This window comes from Aquimarina agarivorans (genome assembly GCF_000218485.1).
Lineage (GTDB): Bacteria > Bacteroidota > Bacteroidia > Flavobacteriales > Flavobacteriaceae > Aquimarina > Aquimarina agarivorans.
Genome location: NZ_AFPB01000173.1, coordinates 1 through 20,547, shown reverse-complemented (window position 1 = coordinate 20,547; position 20,547 = coordinate 1). Strand labels below are relative to the sequence as shown.

12 protein-coding genes and 1 pseudogene are annotated in these 20,547 nt (G+C 33.1%); 3 read left to right on the top strand and 10 right to left on the bottom strand.

Annotated elements, in window-relative coordinates:
- Positions 1-6 precede the first annotated feature (6 nt).
- Positions 7-393 (bottom strand): RNA-binding S4 domain-containing protein, encoded by a 387-nt coding sequence (locus GMC_RS0114955; RefSeq protein WP_010522906.1) that lies wholly within the window; start codon positions 391-393, stop codon positions 7-9.
- Positions 394-582: 189 nt separating this feature from the next.
- On the opposite strand from GMC_RS0114955, the gene GMC_RS0114950 reads away from it, so the two are divergent.
- Positions 583-1,707, top strand: coding sequence for a hypothetical protein (locus GMC_RS0114950; protein WP_010522905.1), 1,125 nt, complete (start codon positions 583-585; stop codon positions 1,705-1,707).
- Between the two features lie 520 nt (positions 1,708-2,227).
- Positions 2,228-2,641 carry a hypothetical protein gene (locus GMC_RS0114945; RefSeq protein WP_010522904.1) on the top strand — a complete coding sequence of 138 codons (414 nt, stop codon included), beginning with the start codon at positions 2,228-2,230 and terminating at the stop codon, positions 2,639-2,641.
- A 233-nt stretch (positions 2,642-2,874) separates the two neighbouring features.
- Here GMC_RS0114945 and GMC_RS0114940 read toward each other — a convergent pair whose 3' ends face one another.
- Positions 2,875-4,353, bottom strand: coding sequence for a GFO_1087 family putative carboxy terminal peptidase (locus tag GMC_RS0114940; protein WP_010522903.1), 1,479 nt, complete (start codon positions 4,351-4,353; stop codon positions 2,875-2,877).
- Positions 4,354-4,465: 112 nt separating this feature from the next.
- Between GMC_RS0114940 and GMC_RS0114935 the strand changes: the two genes are divergently transcribed.
- A complete protein-coding gene (locus tag GMC_RS0114935) occupies positions 4,466-6,025 on the top strand; it encodes an NAD(P)/FAD-dependent oxidoreductase (RefSeq protein WP_010522902.1) in 1,560 nt (519 codons plus the stop codon).
- 101 nt (positions 6,026-6,126) lie between these two features.
- Here the strand turns inward: GMC_RS0114935 and GMC_RS23040 are convergent, their stop codons facing one another.
- From GMC_RS23040 to GMC_RS21725, 8 genes and pseudogenes are all read right to left on the bottom strand, one after another.
- A complete protein-coding gene (locus tag GMC_RS23040; protein WP_369073183.1) occupies positions 6,127-6,258 on the bottom strand; it encodes a T9SS type A sorting domain-containing protein in 132 nt (43 codons plus the stop codon).
- Between the two features lie 11 nt (positions 6,259-6,269).
- Entirely contained in the window at positions 6,270-14,024 is a 7,755-nt protein-coding gene (locus tag GMC_RS20100; RefSeq protein WP_010522901.1) for a fibronectin type III domain-containing protein, read from the bottom strand.
- Between the two features lie 345 nt (positions 14,025-14,369).
- On the bottom strand, positions 14,370-14,498 hold the full coding sequence (locus tag GMC_RS22585) for a hypothetical protein (RefSeq protein WP_262482023.1): 129 nt from the start codon (positions 14,496-14,498) through the stop codon (positions 14,370-14,372).
- 546 nt (positions 14,499-15,044) lie between these two features.
- Positions 15,045-15,986 (bottom strand): T9SS type A sorting domain-containing protein, encoded by a 942-nt coding sequence (locus GMC_RS0114915; RefSeq protein ID WP_010522900.1) that lies wholly within the window; start codon positions 15,984-15,986, stop codon positions 15,045-15,047.
- Between the two features lie 142 nt (positions 15,987-16,128).
- Positions 16,129-17,400: an adenylosuccinate synthase gene (locus tag GMC_RS0114910; protein ID WP_010522899.1), complete on the bottom strand. Its 1,272-nt coding sequence runs from the start codon at positions 17,398-17,400 to the stop codon at positions 16,129-16,131.
- 1 nt (position 17,401) lies between these two features.
- The gene (locus tag GMC_RS0114905; protein ID WP_010522898.1) at positions 17,402-17,860 is read right to left on the bottom strand and encodes a Fur family transcriptional regulator; all 459 of its coding nucleotides are present in this window, start codon (positions 17,858-17,860) and stop codon (positions 17,402-17,404) included.
- A gap of 122 nt (positions 17,861-17,982) precedes the next feature.
- Complete coding sequence (locus GMC_RS0114900) at positions 17,983-20,196, bottom strand: RelA/SpoT family protein (RefSeq protein WP_010522897.1); 2,214 nt, start codon at positions 20,194-20,196, stop codon at positions 17,983-17,985.
- A gap of 95 nt (positions 20,197-20,291) precedes the next feature.
- A pseudogene (locus GMC_RS21725) lies at positions 20,292-20,547 on the bottom strand (SDR family NAD(P)-dependent oxidoreductase); the annotation flags it as partial.

The following is a 20,547-nucleotide window of genomic DNA, read 5'->3' as shown; positions in this document are numbered from 1 at the left end:
ATTTATTTATTCCTTTTCGGTTTTTGTGTCCCAATCTACCCATTCATCAATATCTCTACGATCCTTTTTAGTTGGTCTACCAGTTCCTTTTTTGCGGTAATAGTCTTTTGAATATTTTAGTAAATCCAGCTTTTCAAAAGCTTCTTTAGGCGTCCTGTCAATTCTATATAAATCTACTAATTTTGCTCCAACCCTGCTAGGTGGGTGATCTAAAACTTCAATTACATAATTTATCTGTTCTTTTCGGGCATTTATTATATCAGTGGGGTATACCTCTCTTGAAGGTTTAACAACAGCATCAGCAATTTTAATTTTGCCTTGTTTACAAGCTTGAGTTGCTATACTTCGAGTTTTATAAAATCGAATACACCATAAATATTTATCAATTCGCATAGTTAAATTCACTTAATGAAAAGTTTCAAATCAAATTTACAATAAAACCAAGTAAAAAGCTATGCGGACTAAATTTTAAGTCTATAAAAATAATGTCACATTTTAACAAAAAACATGTATTTAAGCTATAAGTTAAATTAGATTCAGAATGGTATAAAATTGTATCTTCGTCCTAAATTTAAAAAATTTATGAAAAAATATTTGATTGGTTTATCACTATTGATAACCGTATTTTCTTGTAATAATGATGATGATGGCATAACTATTGAGCCTCCAAGACCAAGAGGCCCTCAGGCAGTAATTGATGATGAAATTTTGCAAGATTTTTTAAATACTCATGCATTCAACGATTTGGAGTTTAATGGATCTAATTTACAATTAAGAAGTAATCAAGTTGCGTATTATAAGTTGATCGGTGGTGCATTGCCTGAAGATATTGAACCCAATAAATCATCAGGAAAACCTATTATAGAATTTTTAAATGCATCTGATGAGACTGAAGAGACTGATAAGCCCACACTTAAAGCACTAAAAGTTTCTGAAGGAGGTACTGAACAAACGTTATATGTTTTGGTGATAAGAAAAGGCGAGGGGAGGCCCGTTTCTAGACTAGATGATGTGAATATAAGTTTCGAGGGAAATACTATTAGTACGGAAGAAACCACAAACGTAACTTCATTTAACTCCGAAAGTTTTGATACGACAGAAGGTCAAACAGGATGGCTTAGAAATTATTCTATCGATCGAATCTCTGGTCGGGATGTGGTAGTCCAAAACATTCCTGGATTGGCAGTTGGTTTAGCTCAATTTAACACAGCTACACCAAGAGTTACTGAGGTTGATGTTAACGGTGGTCCAACTTTTTCAAATAGTCCTTGCGATGTGTTTAATTTTAATGATTCAGGTGAACTTATAGTCAACGATGATTATGGTATTGGGGCGTTATTTATACCTTCAGGTTTAGGATACTACAATAATTCTTTTAATGGTATTCCTCAATATAGTAACCTTGTTTATTCCTTTTCGGTATTGAATGTAGATTATATTGATCATGACAATGATGGTGTATTTTCTATGTATGAAAAGGACGAAAATGGCAATTATTTTAATTATGATACTGATAATGATGGCATACCTAATTTTTTAGATAATAATGATGATGGTGATGCAAAATTAACAAGAGATGAGATTGTTATTTTGGATGATCCAGAAATCGATTATGATTGTGATGGAATAAAAACAAATGACAATGAAGGAATTGATAAATCAAAATCTGATGCTGATAATAACAGTACTCCAGATTATTTAGAATAAAACAATAACGTTGATTAAAATGAAGTTTAGTTTTGCTTCATTTTTATAAATACCATATTTTTTGAACCTTGTATCCGCAAGGTTTTTTTGTATCCTGAAATTTGTTTATCAGGGCCCTTTTTTACCTTAGCATTTTTTTAGTAAACATGGCTTGGATAAATTTTTTCTAAAAAAAAGCCTCAAAAAATATTAAACTTTGTTGTTAGTTTGTCTAGGATGCCAACGTTATACTTTTGTTAAGCAACTAAATTGATGCATATGTATAAACGATTTAGTAGGTGTTTTTTACAATTTAGATGAGTAAAAACACTGTTAAATAACGATTTAAATGCTGTTTTTTTAACAATGTTTATTTTAATAATACTTTTATTGTGGATATGGAGTCCATGATTTTTAAGTTAATTTATTGATTATCATAAAGTTGTTTTTAGTGTGTTAAAAATAAATTAAAATGTTTTTAACTGCTTTACTTTAAGTTGTTTTTCATCTAATTTCAGCTCAAACACACAACTATTTTTTTATGAATTTAATATCATTATTTTTTAGAACAATTATTGGTATTACTTTATGTTTCAGCTTTATTTCTTGGGAATCAACTGATGAAAGGTTCGCTTCTTTTTATGAAAAAGAAAAAGTTTCATTTCCAAATGATTTAACTGTTATAGCAGCTAAAAATAATTACACGTTTATGGTATCCTACCAAGCCAACAAAAAGCGCGAAATTATTGTTGAGATATGGAAAGGAGGAGAATGGATAGATTCAGGAAAAAAAATAGTAAAAAAAGGAGATGGAATGATATTTGTAGATGTCAATATGTCCAGAAAATTAATGAGAGTTACCGATTACTCTTTGAGAATTCAATTAAGACCTATTGGTAGTGAATGGGATGCTACAGTAGCCTATTTTGAAATACCAGAAGTTACTGTTAGGTAAAAAACACTGTTTTTGAAGTTAAACTAAACAGTTAAAATGTTTTTTTTGCATAAGCTTTAAAAAAATAGTATCAGAAAAACGATGCTAAGTTTTTTTCTCGTCCTAGCCCATAGAATCTAATTTTTATTCTAGTAATTTAAAGTCGGATTTAGTATAACAGATACAAGAATGCATTAAAACAAAAAGCCATGATAAAGGTAATATCATGGCTTTTTTGATTTGAATTTTTAAATTTAAGGTGTAATATACATGCGTTGATATGTCGGATCATTCATATCATCAGAACCTATGTGTTTGCCTATTTTATAACCTATTCTTTTAGCAGCAACAGTTGAAACTCTACCCAAAATATTATCAATAGCTAATTTTAATAAAGGCTCGTTTTCATCACCTAATATTCCTAAATTATCCAAACTTTCACGCTGACTGATTGTAGGTAAAAAACCATCATCAGATACAGTTTCATTATTTTTATTAGCTCCTTCAACAATTAGTGGTTGTAAAGCATATTTATGATTTGGATTCACATTTTCTTTATCTAAGTTTTCAGAATCATAAAAAGTTCTTGATCCTTGAGTTTTACCCACTGTACCTGTTTCATCACCTATTATGATCACATCAATAAATGGACGTAAACCATTTATAACAAGTTCACTTGCAGATGCTGTGCGTCGTTTAGTTGTAATTACATAAACTTTTGATAAATTTAAAGAGTTGATTTTAATTTGGTTATCATTTAAAAAAGAGTCGGAAAATCTTATCAATAAATTCTCAGGATTGCCATTTTCAAATGCTCTTTGTAATTCACTATTATATTGTTGACGGTAAAAAATTTCACCTTCAAATTGTCCAGTGACCATAGTAGATAAATCCACAGCCGTTGCAATAGAACCACCTCCATTGTACCTAAAATCTAACACTAAATCGTCAATAGATTGCGATTTAAAATCAGCGAATACATCATTTAATTCAGCTTCAGATCCAAATACAAATTGGTTATACTGAATGTAACCAATTTTTTTATCTTCAATGTTCAGTACTTTTGAAATTGCTATTGGATTTTCAGTAAGCTCTATTTTATTCAATTCAATTGTGTCATCTGTATCAAAAACAGTGTTGTTTCTAATTTCTGCCAGTCCAATTGAATAGCTGTCTCTATCTAAAAGTTCTGAAAAATTATTTCTTTCTAAAGTAATACTATCAATTTTATTGAAAAGCATTCCTCTTTTGACACCTGCTAAATCGGCAGGACTATCTTTCACAATATCTATTACTGCACCTAAAACTAAATTGCTATCTTCATTTCCTATAATGGATAAATTAAATTTCATACCATTGTCTAAACTAATTCCTTGAAAACTATTTTCCAGTTCTTCAAAATTGTCAGAAATAAAACTAAATCGATCTCTTTCTACAGTAAGCTCTTCAAAAAAATCTTCTGGTCCATTTTTACTATTGATATAGTCAATAAGTTGTACATCAGTAAATCGGTCATTTGCTAAAAGAGGTTGTTCATCTTTATACAAATAAGTCGCATTTAAAGTTCGATAAATAAATGCATTAATCTGATTTTTAGTAGTATTCGTACCCGTTACAGGGTCAATAACAGTAGGGATATCTCTACTAGTTGTATTGTTGTTATTGTCATCATCATTTTTGCAAGCTGCTAAAATTGAAAATAGCAGTAATAGTAATACCTTTTGTGTGTTCATAAAAATTAATTTTAGAGCAATTTAAAGCAATAAAATAAATAAAATTCAATTTTAAAACTTTATTCAGTTACCAGATTAATTATTTTTGTATTAATAAAGTCGTAAAAAATTTATGCCCATTACTATACGAATACAAGTTTCACCCAAAGAAGCCACTATATCAAGCACTTTAAAAAGAAAAGTAGCGCAATTAAATGCTATTTCTGAAGCTGAAATTAAACATGTTGAAATTGTTAAACGGTCTATTGATGCACGACAAAAAAACATTAAAATAAACTTAACTTTAGATGTTTATGTTAGTGAAAGCTTTGAAAGGCAAGAAATAAAATTGCCGCAGTATTTTAATGTAGCGGACAAAGAGCAAGTGATCATAGTGGGAGCAGGACCAGCAGGTTTGTTTGCAGCATTGCGTTGTATTGAATTGGGTTTAAAACCAATAATTGTTGAACGCGGCAAAGATGTTCGGAGTAGACGACGGGATTTAAAAGCAATTACCAGAGATCATTTAGTTAATGAAAATTCTAATTATTGTTTTGGCGAAGGTGGAGCAGGAACTTACAGTGATGGTAAGTTGTATACCCGATCAAAAAAAAGGGGAGATGTCTACCGAATTTTAGAATTATTAGTAGGATTTGGAGCAATACCAGAAATAAAAATAAATGCTCATCCGCATATAGGAACTAACAAATTGCCTGCAATTATTGCGTCTATGCGCGAAAAAATCATTGAGCAAGGAGGTGAGGTTCTGTTCAATAAAAAAGTAGTTGATCTCATTATTCGAAATGAAGAAATTGATGGTGTAACACTTCATGATGGAAGTAAAATACATGCCAGAAAGGTGATTTTAGCTACCGGACATTCTGCCCGTGATATGTTTGAGTTACTACATAAAAAAGAAATTTTAATTGAAGCCAAGCCTTTTGCTTTAGGTGTAAGGGTTGAACATTCACAACAGTTTATAGATCAAATTCAATACAAAACAAAAGAACGAAGCCCGTATCTGCCACCTTCTCCTTACAGCATTGTTAAGCAAGTGAATGGTCGTGGAATGTATTCATTTTGTATGTGCCCTGGGGGAGTAATTGCCCCTTGCGCCACGCAGCCTGGTGAAGTAGTCACAAACGGATGGTCGCCTTCCAAACGAGATCAACCAACATCCAATAGTGGTATTGTAGTCGAATTAAAATTACAAGATTTTGAAGCTTATAAAAAATTCGGTCCCTTAGCAGGTATGCATTTTCAGGCAGCTATTGAAAAAAAAGCATGGCATTTAGGAGGCGAAACACAACGAGTACCCGCGCAACGACTCACAGATTTAGTCAACGGTAAACAATCTCAATCCTTACCTGAAACTTCCTATAAACCTGGATTAACTTCTGTAGATATGGGATTAGTATTTCCAAAATTTATACATCGTATTTTACAACAGGGATTTCAAGATTTTAATAAAAGTATGCGTGGTTATTTAACTGAAGAAGCTGTAGCTCATGCTCCTGAATCCAGGACCTCTTCGCCTGTGCGTATCCCCAGAGACCGTATTACTTTAGAGCATCCTCAAATAAAAGGTTTATATCCTTGCGGAGAAGGCGCTGGTTACGCAGGTGGTATTATTTCCGCAGCCATTGATGGAGAAAAATGCGCAGAAGCCATTGCTCGTGTTTTGAAAATTTAATCTATCTGGGATGATCTTAAAATAAAAATCCGTTTGCTTTTATTGCAAACGGATTTTTATTTTTAGAATTCACTGTTGGAGCTATTCAATGATTATTTGCTTTATAATTTTTTGTTTTCAGATGCTATCCTAGCAAAATAGTTGCCTGAAGCTACATTGCTCAATTCCACATTAATTTCTGTAAGGGCATTAGCTTTTAAAGTTTTAATTAAAACTCCACTAGTACTATAAATTTCTATCGTTTTTAATTTGGTTTACTGGTGTTTGCTATTGTAAAAATTCCATTATTAGGATTAGGAAATAAAACAATTGAATTTTCAGTTAGCTCGTTATTATTTGTTGATAACGTTGAGTCATCGGAAATAAAACTAATTGAATTGGTTTCGCTAATTCCAAAATCGCATATACTAAAAATAAAAACATCATATGTTGTAAATGGATTGAGATTTACTAATTCAAGTGAATTTAAATTGGTGATGATTGTTGTGCCAGCTCCTTGCGTTAAAGGCGCTTCCCCATATTCAATTTCCCAACTACTTACACTCGCGTTATCCCAATTTAATTTAGCACTTTCTAACGTAATTTGTGTAGCTTCAAAGTTTTGTGGTGTAGGACAAGTAGCTATAGGTTCGCAAATCACTGTAGCATCCCAACCTGACTCAGTAACACTTCCGTCGGAAATAAATTCAAATGTAAGTGTACCACTTGCATGAGATGCTATAAAATCCTGAGTAGGCATTGAACTATAGTCTCCTAAAAATGGAAAGCTTGTATCTGGCCCATCATAAACAAATAATCTGTCACAACAAGATTCAGTTTCAAAACTATTAAAATGAACGCGTACTCGATCACCAACTTTACTTGGAGAAATGGTAGTAATTGTATTTTCACTATTTGAGTAGTTACCAAATTCACCACCAGTGTCATAAAAATGATCTCCATTGCAAAAATCTGGGTTTGTTGTAAAACTTAATAGTTGTGACCATGCACTAAATCCATCATCCCCACAATTAGCCCTCACATACGCTTGGTAAATAGTATTTGATTCTAAATTTTCAATTTGTATGCTATTTTCAGATGCCTGAATTACAGTTCCAGTTCCTTGAATAAATCCTAGTTCGCCATATTCAATTTCCCATTCGTTACTAAATAAATTATCCCATATTACAGTTGCACTGCTATCGCTAACAACTCGATTGGTAAAATTTGTAGGACTTGGACATGCAATCAAAGTTGTAAAATTCAAGGCGCCCACAAGATCACTGAATCCGCCCAAATCACAACTAGTTTTTATATATATGTCGTAATTAGTATCAGGTAACAAATTTGTAATAGTTACCGTAGTATTATTTGTAGTAACTTCAATACCATTACCTAATTCGAAGCCTGATTGACCGTATTCTAGTGTCCAATTACTATCACTACCTATTGCATTCCATGAGAATTCCGCCTCTTTTGCTGATACTAATTTATTTGTAAAATCTATTGGGGCACTACAATTTGGTATCGGTTCACAAAAAACAACAGCGTCCCATCCTGCTTCGGTAACACTTCCGTCCGAGGTAAATACAAAAGTAAGCGTACCACTTTCGTGAGAAGCTATGATGTCTTCACCTGGAGTACTGCCAAAATTATTTAGCAGCGGAAAGCTAGTGTCAGGACCATCATAAACGGTTAACCTGTCACAACAGGATTCCAAACTTAAACTATTGAAACGAACGCGAACCCTATCTCCATCATTAGCTGGTGCTATTATAGTAGTAGTATTTTCATTGTTGTCATATGTACCAAACGCTCCACCAGTATCGTAAAAATGATCTCCGTTGCAAAAATTAGCTAATGTTTGTATTGAAACTGGACCAATCCAATCACTATATCCATCGCTTAATTCACAATTTGCTCTTACATACACATCATATGCAGTATTCGAATTTAAATTCGTTAATTGGATTTCTGGTGTAGTTTGTACAGCTAAAGTAGTTCCTGTTTCAACTTCAAAACCAATTTCGCCATACTGGATTTCCCATTCACTTTCGGCATGGCCTGTTTGCCACGAGATGGTTGCCGATTCAGTATTAATATCCGATGCAATGAGTTGACTTGGATTAAAGCATGAAGGAAGCTCATTTAGTGAAATGTTATCAATTAATAAATTTCCTGCATTATTGTTTGCAGTTAAGTGTATAATGTTAAACCTAAACCTTATTTCACCAGTAATGGTAAAAGAGGATAAGTTCAAATATATATCTTTCCAGCCAATAGTAAGTTCTTCAATATTTGCAATTGTGTTCCAACTACTACCATCAAAAAAGTCAACAATCAATCTTGTGTTTGCTGTATCAGAATTACTCCTGGAGTTTATTGAAAATGATAATGATGGTGTGGTCAAATCGGTAATATTGAAATATGGTGAGTACAAATACTTAGTAGCCATAGTATCAGTATTATTTTCTTTGAACAAGTACCTTGGATTACTAGGGTTAGATCGATCAGGAATTATTTGATTATTATTTATGTCAAAATAAGTGCCAACCTTCCAGGTTAAAGGGTTATTATCGGCTAACCAACAATTAGGAATATTAAATTCATTAGTAAAGTCTTCAAAAAATGGAACAGGCAAAGCATCACAACCAGTAACGAATGATACAGGTCCAATAAATTCACTATTGTCGCCAATTCCACAAAGTGCTCTCAAATAAACCTCATAAGAAGTTTCAGGCAATAAATCAGTTAGTATAACTGGATTTGTAGTAGTAAATTTTGTAAATGAGTTTGAGGTGTTGAATCCTCTTTCGCCATACAAAATTTCCCAATTAGTTTCATTGTCCGTACTGATCCAGTTTAATTGTGCCGACCTGCCTTTTATATTAGTTATCGTTAAATTTTGAGGATTTGTACAACTAGGTAGTTCATCCACCTTAATTTCATCAATTAGAATATCATTTAAAAACGGTTGTCCTGGACTATCCAGAGAGACGCTAAATTCAACATAAAAAGGCATTGAGGTATCTACTTCAGACAAGTCCACTACAAAATCCTTCCAAATATTGGTGTTTTCATTAACCACAACTAAATTTTGGTATGAAGTTCCCGATATGTCATGTACAGACACTGATAATGTATTATACGTATCATCAATAGTATTTTTGCTGAAAACAGAAAATGATAAGGATGGATTTATTAGCCCTGAAGCGTCAATTAAGGGAGTTTCCAAATTAAAAGTATCCGTTGAAGAAAAATTGGACCCATCCAACCACGCATAATTTGAGTTCCCTTGAGGATTTCTATCCTGAACACCAGCAGCATCGTTATCAGCAAAGGTATTAAATTGCCATGTGTTGAATATGTCCGACTCCAGCCAGCAATCAGGAATGCTGTTGCTGGTAAAACTTTCTAAAAATGGAGCTACAAATTGATCGCATTCAGTTTTAAAAACTAAGGGATTGGTTAATTTACTAAATCCTTCAGTGTCGCAATTTGCTTTTACATAAATGTCATAAGTAGTGTTTCCATCAAGGTTTTCAATAGTAATTTCATTTTCAGTAGCTTCAATTACAGTTCCTTCGCCTATTAAAAATCCTGTTAATCCATATTCGACAACCCAACTTACAGCTTCAGTGTTCGTATTCCATGTTAGCGTAGCTGTGTTGTTAGTTATTGATAAAATATCAAAATTTACAGGAACTGGGCAGGCAATTAATGTGGTAAAAGTTAATGGACCAAGGCTATCGCTAAATCCACCGATGGTACAGTTCGTTTTAAGATAAATGTCATATTCAGTTTCAGGGGTAAGGTTTGAAATAGTAGCAGTTGAATTTGCTGTAGAAATTTCAGTTCCTGTACCGATTGTGAAACCTGGGGATCCGTATTCCAACGTCCAATTAGTATCGTCAGTTGATTGCGACCATGATAATTCAACGCCTCTTGCTAATATAGTATCAATATCAAAGTCAGAAGCGGATGCACAATTGGGTTTTGCTTCACAAATTACTGTTGCATCCCAACCGTTACCAGTCACACTTCCGTCAGAAGTAAATACAAAAGTTAGCGAACCACTTTCGTGACTACTTACAATATTAGCGTTAAATGTATCTGAAATTCTTCCTAATAAAGGAAAATTAGTACTAGGTCCATCATAAACAAGTAATCTATCACAACAATTTTCAAAATTGTAATTATTAAAATTAACTCTTACACGGCCTTCGTCACTTTCCGGTGCAATAACGGTTATTTCAATTTCATTATTAAAATAATTTCCAAATTCTCCACCAGAATCAAAGAAACGATCTCCATTACAAAAGTTGATAGGTGTTTTAAAAGTTAAAGGAGCTGTCCAGGCACCATATCCGTCGGTGTCACAATTTGCTCTTACATAAATATCATATTCAGTGTCGCTATTTAAATTTTCAATAGTTGCATTATTTTCTGTTACCTGAAGGGTTGTACCATTGCCTAAAATAAAACCAGGAGTACCATATTCAATTTCCCAAGCTTGTGCTGCATTAGTTGTTTCCCAAACCAATGAAGCGGTGCTATCAGTAATGTTTGTTATTTCAAAATTTGTTGGTGCAGGGCAGGCTTCCAGCGTAGTAAATTTCAAAGAGCCAATAGTGTCACTATTTCCGCCGATACTACAGTTTGCTTTTAAGTAAATTTCATATTTAGTATTTGGAATAAGATCAGTAACTAGAACATTAGTTTCATTTGAAATAATTTCCTTACCAGTTCCAATTTCAAAGCCTTCAACTTCATACTCTAGTGTCCAGCTTTTATCTTGAGAAGGTTGGTTCCAAATAAAGCTAGCCTCCTTGGCGCTGATATTTTGAAATACAAAATTGGTAGGAGCGTCACAGTTAGGTTTGGTTTCGCAAGTAACTACAGCTTCCCAACCAGATCTTGTTTCTACGATATCGGAAGTAAATACAAAGGTTAGTGTACCACTTTCGTGGGTTGAAATAAATTCCAAATTAGTTCTGAGTCCACTAAAAGAGCCTAACGAAGGTGCACTAGTATTTGGGCCATCGTAAACATTTAAAAAATCATAATTAGCCTCAGTATTAAATTCATTAAAAGTTACTCTAACTCTATCATTTGGATTATTTGGAGCAATTACAGTAGTTGTATTTTCATTATTTAAATAAGTTTCAAGTTCGCCACCTGAATCATAAAAGAGTTGTTCGCCGCAAAAATCAAAAGCGGTAGTAAAATTAATCACATCACTAATTGTACTGCTATTTCCAATTACACATTTTCCTTGTATATATAAATCATAATTTACGCCTGGTTCTAAGTTTTCAATACGAATGCTATTGTTATTAGTAGTTAAAATTGTTCCAGAGCCAATTGAAAAACCACTTACTCCGTACTCAATTTTCCAAGAGTCATTTGTTCCCTCCCAGTTTAATTCGGTATAAGTAAGTCCAACTCTAAAAATTGAGATATTTTCAGCACTTTTACATTTAGTAGAAAAAGTATGTACTTCTGAATATTCCGAAGAGCTACAAGTATTATTATTTCTTACACGCCAAAAGTAACTTTGATTATTTTCAAAATTATTTGATGTAAATTTATTATCGATAACATCGGTAGTTTGTAAAAGAGAAGAAAATTCTGCATTAGAGGCAATTTCAACAGTATAGCTAGTAGTGTTAATATCAGCCATCCACTCAAATGTTAAAAATGGGTCGATTGCAGTACTATTATTTTCAGGAAATAGTAAAGTTGCGGCTTCAGTGATAACACTAAAAATTTCAAGATTTAGATTTAATCTTTTTTCTACATTATTTTCGGAAATCCCAATGATTTCGAAAGGATAAAGCCCATTTGACAGTGTATTTATGTCACTTACCGTAAGTGTAAACTCCTCACCTTGACTAATATCATCACTAAAATTAGATCTACTTAACTCCGCTGTAATACCAGATGGAAGGTTTTCTAATTGTAACGTTACTTCTTCACTAAAGCCAAGGAAAGTTTGATAATTCAAATTGAAAATTGCGGTGTCAGTATTACAAGTTTCCAATTTGGAATTTTCAACACTAATTACATACTCTGATTTTTCAATAGTAAAATCAGCGGAATTAACTGCGTAGTAAATATTATTGATAGCCTTAATCATTACTCTTGCTTCAGTGGTTGCATCAACATCAGGTATAGTAAAACTAGCACTACCATTATTGGGAGTACTGGCTAAAAGTTCAAAATCAAAAGATACTCCACTGTTGGTTGATAGTAAAATTTGAACATTTTCAGTGTTAATTGGTGCCGTATTGGTATTTGCAACTTGCCAAGTTACAGTAACTTGTTCGCCAACTGTCCAAATTTCATTTTTACTTGATTGTGATGAAACACTAAAGGGACCGACGTTATCATTTACAGTTACTTGCATTAAGTCTGTAACCGTTTGTCCACCATTGGCAGCGTTATCTCGAACTGTAAGTGAAAAATTCATTGTTCTGCCTACAGTAGGTAGCACTTCCCAGGTTGAAGCTAAATTTCCACTTACTACCGTAGGTAAAGCAGGAAAATATCTCTTTTGTGATGGGCTAGGGGGCAATGACCTAAATAAAGGACCTTGTACTCTATCAGAAGTGGGCGTTTCAGTTGAGTTGTAAGGTAATCCAGTATCATTTTGTTCCCAACAATAGGTTAGTGTGCTGCTATCCGAATCAGTAACATTAGCTTCCAAAACAAAAGGAGTAGCAATAGGAATCGTATAATCTGACAAAAAATCAATTACAGGAGCGTTGTTTGATGTAGGAATTAATTCAGCACAATTACTGTTATTTATTGTCCATATTGCTATATCCCTAATACTGGTGTAATTAAAATAATCATCAGGTTCCTGCTGTACATCAGGAAAGCAAATACCAGCATAACTCATTATGGTACTCCCACTACCAGGTTCCACCTCGCTATTAAAACCGCTCCTGCAACTTGCGCTACTTTGTGTATGATAAGCCCCAAATTGATGCCCAAATTCATGCGTAGCAATTAGGTTCATATTATCGGAACTAGGGTCGGAGTGTATGGTAAATCCACTTCCTTTTTCACCATCCGTACATACACAAGCAATACAACCTGCATTTCCATAAATTCTAGGTTCTTTACCATATAAATGACCAACGTCATAAGAATCAGCACCAATTCCCAATGCCCCATCAAGTGTAGTTTGTAATTCTGTATTTAAAGTACTACCGTTGTAATAAGGATCCGTATTGGCGTTTAAGTAAATTAACTGGTCATTTTCAGGAATAAGTTGAAGTGTAATGCCAAAATCAGTTTCAAATATTTCATTTAATCTATTTATCGAGGTTACCATAGCAGTTAAAACCTTAATCACTCTTTCGTTATCGTTAGCTTCACTACCATCTAAAAAGTGCTGAGCATATTCTCCAGTACATGATAGTGCTAGTCTATATCTGCGTAAAAAACCATCGTCAACATTACGATTAGTAAGATTTTTTAAACTAAAGAAATTAGTTAGATTTTCCTTGGTAGTACATTCGTAAGTGTTGTTGGAGCTAGATTCTTTATCCTGTAACTTAAATGAATGCAGACTAGCATTAATTGGAGTAATTTCCAATTTAGTGTTGTCAGATTTAGAAACGATACCATTCAAACCAAATTTGCTACAGTACGAAAATCTAATTTTTTGATTGGAATTATCGGTAGCTATACCTTCAAAAGTTTCTATTTTAGGAAATTTTTTAGCAAGTAATGGATGCATTACTTGTGTTTTAATAATATTAAATTCAGTAAACGTGTTTATTCCTGTTGGGAAACTAATTCTTACATTTTTACTATGTTTTGAGGTATTTAGTAAGTTATTTTTAAATGCTTTTTTATTTAAAATAAAAGAAGTTTCAGAACCTGAATTAGTGTTCAGGCTTGCTTTATTAGAAGTGACTTTATTCCAAACAGAAGTTTGAGAATAACTTTGAACTACAAAAAATAATATAAAAGATAAGAAGGTAAATTTAGTGGTAGTTTTTTTCATACAATAAAATGTTAAAAAGCAAAAATATATTTTTAATGTGTGTTTTATAGATTAAAAATGAATATTGAGGATATTTTTCCTTTATTATTCTGTAGGCATGTTATTAATAATAAAATAGATCTATTTTGTCAATATTGTATTAAATTAACTTTATTAGTAAAAGAAGAAATAATTTAACGCTCAAAATTTCAGTTGGTTATAACCGTTCTACGTATACTCAATGGTCATTTTCTTCATAAAATAGAGGTTGTTTGCGAATACTTTTGAGCGTACCATTTTCATAAAAATAAACTTTGAAGGTTACCGTACCTTTGTTTGAAGCTATTAAATTGGTTAACAATAGGTTTAATTTACCCGAGTAATAGATGTTGCACAATTAAGTAGTTCTTTTTTTGCTTTTGCAGAAGTGTTTCTTGTTTTTACACTCCAACTTTGTATTAAATAGGGCTGCTGATTTTCTAAAAAAAACGACATAGCCTCAATATTTACAGGGTTTCTGAGTGATTTTATGAACCAAAATGTGTGCACAAGTGCATTAGATTTTGTATCATCTTGTTAAATACTGTGCACTTATGGTCAAATATACCCCTGCCAATCAACTGACATTGGAAGGATTCGACCATCTATGGATTCATTTTTTATGCAGAATTTGCAATTGTAAATTGTATTATCAATCGATTCATAGTTAATATTGGTTCTGAATTTAAATTACTCAAATAAAAATTCGAAATTTTTTTTGGATAAAAAAAACAAGGGTCGGTATATTTGTATACCGACCCTTGTTTTTTATAAATAATTAATTTGTTTATTGGTTTCAGGTTTAGTTAAAACTATGCATTTTTAATGCATTTCGCTTTTAGCTTCTAAAAATATTACAAGAGCTATTGGCAATTAGTAATTAGCTGTTGGCTTTAAAATACTGCTAATATAGCTAAAGGCTAATTGCAAAAAAACGTATGTTTAAAAAAGTAATAACTTTTAGTCATAACAGAAACTATGGTATTTTTAATCCATAGTGGTTCATTTAGTAATTGTTAACCTTTTAGTTTGACTTTCTCCGGTATTAGTAGTTAACTTCATTAAGTACAATCCTTGACTTAAATTTGAAACATCAATATCTAATGTTTTTTCACCAGTAACTGCAAACGCAGTTTTTACTAATGATCCAGTAATATTAAAAATTTCAACAGTTTCTAAACCACTGTTATCAATGTTAAAAACGCGTACCGTTTCTTTAGCAGGGTTAGGGAAAAAATCAAGATCAACGTAGTCAGAGTAATCAAAATCATCAGCACTAAGTGTACTTTCATTAAGGCTAATCACAAGTGTTCCCATTTTCAAATTAGGATTAATTGGTGTGTCATTAGTCGTTATTCGGGTAATAGGTTCAACCGGACTTGATAGTGGTCCTCCTAAATCGTAAGTTTTATTTGATCGTGTACCTGCATCGTATGCAAATAAATCCATAGTAATTTCAGGAATCCAACTGCCACTAGCATCTTGCAGATTCAAACTATTAACAGCTACCATCCAATCAGGACTAGGAGCAATCATAGAAGCTAAAGTTAGTAATGGAAAGTCAGAATTTACTTCAAAATTTTCTATAGTAATGTCTCTTCTCGCGCCATCAAAGAATAAATCAGGCCCTTCAATTACTCTAAAAGCATTATCAGGGATTTCAGCATTTACCTCTGATATAAATTCTCCATTAGAACCAAACTCAGCTACATTTTTTGTTCCAGGGCTAGCAAGTTCACCCATTTCAAAAAAAGTAACATTATTGTTGTGAGTAGCAACAACAAGATTGGTAAAGTGAGGACGAGGTCCTCCCATTGGTAATGGACCATGTGCTTCCCAGTTACTTGTAAATTCTACAGTATATTCAACTGTTGATATTTGCGCGTGCATGGAAGCGAAGCCTAGTACGATTCCATACAAAGTGTTTGTAATTAATTTTTTCATTTATGCAATTTGATTTGTGGTTGGTCAAAAATAAAAGAAAAAAATAAACTAAAAACTATGGTGATTTGAGGAATAGGATAAACGACAAAAAAAAGCGTTAACCTAATAAGGCAAACGCTTTTTGTGATTCAGTTAAAATAGATTATCTATTTATAGTTTGTTTTCTGTCTGGTCCAACGGAAACAATGGTTATTGGAGTTTCCAATTCCTTTTCTAAAAACTCAATATAATCGTTTAGCTCTTTTGGAAACTGACTTTTATCAGTCATTTCAGTCAAATCTTCAGACCAACCTTTTACTTCGGTATAAACTGGAGTTACGTTTTCAGGTTCAATATTGTAAGGAAAATGAGTAATTGTTTCTCCTTTGTATTTATAAGCAGTACATATTTTTAAAGTATTAAAACCGCTTAAAACATCACCTTTCATCATCATAAGCTGGGTTACTCCATTGACTTGCACGGCATATTTAAGTGCCACCAAGTCCAACCACCCACATCGGCGTGCTCGCCCTGTTGTTGATCCAAATTCATGACCAACCTTAGCCATACGTGCTCCCTCATCATTAAATAACTCAGTAGGAAAGGGCCCACTACCTACACGTGTAGTATAGGCTTTAAATATTCCAAAAACATCACCAATTTTATTGGGAGCAATACCTAGTCCAGTACAAGCTCCTGCAGCAGTGGTGTTTGAAGAAGTAACAAAAGGATAGGTACCAAAATCAACGTCAAGTAGTGATCCTTGGGCACCTTCAGCCAGAATTGTTTTACCTTGGCGTTGTGCTTCAAAAATATATTCTTCGCTATCAATAAAAGTTAATTCTTTTAAACTTTCAATAGCACTAAAGAAATCTTCTTCTAAAGCTTTTAAATCATATTCCAACTCTACCCCGTGAAACTCAATCATAGCTTCATGCTTATTGGCAAGGTTGCGGTAGCGTTCTTTCCAGTCACTTAATTCTAGATCACCAACTCTAATACCATTGCGGCCAGTTTTATCCATATAAGTTGGACCAATACCTTTTAATGTTGATCCAATTTTAGCTTTTCCTTTAGCAGCTTCGCTGGCAGCATCTAATAAGCGATGTGTAGGTAAAATTAAATGCGCTTTACGCGAAATTAGTAGTGATTTTTTGTAATCCACATTAAACTTTGCTAAGTTTTTTAATTCCTTTTCAAGAATTACTGGATCAATAACAACACCGTTACCAACTAAATTTATGGCTGTTTTATGAAAGATTCCACTTGGAATAGTATGTAATACATGTTTGTACCCGTCAAATTCTAATGTATGACCGGCATTTGGTCCTCCCTGAAATCTGGCAATGATATCATAATCATTAGTAAGAACATCAACAATTTTACCTTTACCTTCGTCTCCCCATTGTAGACCTAGTAGTAAATTTACAGCCATTTTATGCGTTATTTTTATTTTTAGTTCCGTAAAAATACAGCGAATGATTCGTGATAGTTACGTCAAATATTTCTTCGATTGTTTTTTTTATTTGTTGAATACGAGGATCACAAAATTCCAATACTTCACTGGAATCCGTAAGTATAAGGTGGTCATGCTGGCGATCAAAATAAGACTTTTCGTATTGCGCTAAATTTTGACCGAATTGATGCTTGCGAACTAATTTACAATCTAAAAGTAATTCAATAGTATTGTAAAGTGTAGCCCGACTTACGCGGTAGTTTTTATTTTTCATTTTGATATACAAGGATTCGATATCAAAATGTTCATCACTTTCATATATTTCCTGAAGTATAGCAAACCTTTCAGGGGTTTTACGGTGTTTATGTTCTTCTAAAAAAGAAGTGAACACTTGCTTTACCGTTTCTTGATCGCTTAAACTATTTTTATTGGTACTCATTCAAAAAATAAAAAAGCAAAGTTAAGCTATTTTTTAAATCTTAGCTGATTTTAAAAAACTAAGTTTTACGGATTATTAACAAACTGTTAATTGATTTTGGTATTTAGAATAGTGCTACCGCTTTAATCTCTGATCACTTTATCAATTCCTTTGATTTTATTGAGTCGTTGAATAATAGTTTTTAAAATGTTTTTGTTTTTTACACCAACGGTAATATTTCCTTCAAAAACACCATCATCACTAGTAAATGATATTTTATAGATGGCCACATGTAAATTGTTGGATATTACTTTTGTAACTTCATTTACTAAGCCCATATTGTCCAGACCTGTTAATCGTAATTCAGCTTTAAATTCTTGCTGGGTTGAGTCTATCCATTTGGCCTTCATTATACGATAAGCGTAATTACTTTGTAATTGCAGGGCATTAGGACAGTTATGTTTGTGTACTTTAATTCCTTCGTTTATAGTTAAAAACCCAAAAACGGAATCGCCAGGAATTGGATTGCAACAATTGGATAGTTTGTAATTCAGTTTATCTTCATCTTTACCAAAAACAAGTAAATCATAATTATTGGTAATTTCATCATTATTTATTTCTTCGCTGGTACTGCTTTTGCGAATTTTATTTTTAAAGAAGTTAATGATGGTGTTATTCTTAGTTGCCGCAAAATCTTTAATAATTTTATTATCAATAGATCCAATGCCAACACGGTAGAACAAGTCTTTACTGGTTTTTAATTTACAAAAATTAACCAGTTGATTGATTATTTTTTCATTAAAAGGGATACGTTGTGATCGTAATTTACGGCGTAAAACGTCTTTCCCTTCGGCAGCTACAGTTTTCATTTCTTCGTTTAACGAAGATTTTATTTTTGCTCTTGCCCTACCTGTAGTTACATAATTTAACCATTGTTGAGTGGGTTTAGACTGTTTTGAGGTGATGATTTCGACTTGATCTCCGCTATTTAATTTTTGACTCAGCGGAACTAGTTTTCCATTTACTCTGGCACCACGAGTGCGCATACCAATTTCGGTATGGATACTAAAACTGAAATCTAAGGCAGTTGCTCCTTTGGGTAACGATTTAATATCGCCATTTGGGGTAAAAACAAAAATTTCTTTAGCATATAAATTCAGTTTAAACTCTTCAACAAAATCTACCGCATTAGTTTCTTCATTTTCTAGCGCTTCCTGTAATTTATCTAACCAAATATCCAGTACATTATCACCTTTATCATCACTATTCTTGTATTTGTAGTGTGCAGCATAGCCTTTTTCGGCAATTTCATGCATTCGGGCGCTACGTATTTGAACTTCCACCCATCGGTTATCAGGCCCAACTACAGTAGTGTGTAATGCCTCGTAACCGTTGGATTTTGGATTTGAAATCCAATCGCGCATTCGGGTAGGGTTTGCTCTAAAAAAGTCGGTAATAATACTAAATATCTTCCATGCAACAAATTTTTCATTTTCAACATGGCCTTTATAAATAATACGGATGGCAAATTTATCGTACACCTCTTCAAAACTAACGTTTTGTTTGACCATTTTTTTTCGAATCGAATAAATGGATTTAGGCCTGCCTTTGATGTCGTATTCTAAATTTTCTTTATCTAAAGCCTCACTAATTTGTTTCGAAAAACGCTCAATATAAGCATCACGTTCCTCCTTAGTGTCCGTCATCTTTTGCTCTATATCCTTGAAAACTTCGGGTTCAGTGTATTTAAGCCCTAAATCTTCGAGCTCCGTTTTAATATTATACAACCCTATTCGATGCGCAAGCGGTGCATAAATATATAAGGTTTCGGATGCAATTTTTACTTGCTTATCGCTCCTCATGGAATCCATGGTTTGCATATTATGCAAGCGGTCGGCAATTTTAATGATAATTACCCGAACGTCATCATTGAGTGTTAACAACATTTTTCGGTAATTCTCAGCTTGGAGCGATATGGGTTTATCTTCGTTCTTATCTAAAATAGAAATTTTAGTAAGCCCATCAACAATACGAGCGACGGTTTCTCCAAAAAGACGTTCTAAATCATTAAGCGTATACTCAGTATCTTCAACTACGTCGTGTAAAAGTGCGGCTGCTATGGAGGTGGCATCTAATCCAATTTCGCTAGCAACAATTTTAGCTACTGCAATGGGGTGAAAAATGTAAGCCTCACCACTTTTTCTACGTTGTTCTTTATGGGCATCTACAGCGGTATCAAAAGCTAAACGAATTAGCTTTTTATCATCGTCACTAAGTGTACGGTAACTAATTTGCAGCAATTCTTTGTATTGCTTGGCTATTTGTTTGTTTTCCTCTTCTATAAATGCTTCCGTCATGTTTCTAAAATACAATTTATTTATAAAAACTGAATATTCAGAACAATTATTTTGAAAAAAACAGGGCAAATTTCTGTTAAGCAACTCACTTTCAATTACATTTTTTTATGAAGGTAGCGAGGTAAGTTTTTAAGTAGTACAGCAATAATAATCCATCTTTTGGTAACGTACGTCACTGCACTTTTTTTCTGGATCGCTGAAAAAATTTGCTTTGCAGCTTTTTCTTTGGAAGCGACCCAAAATAAACCTGAGCCCTTAGTCATTTTTGTATTGACAAAACCAGGCCTGATATCTGTAATGTAAATTGGGAGCCTCAGTTTGTCAATTTTTTGTCGAATACCTTCTAAATAG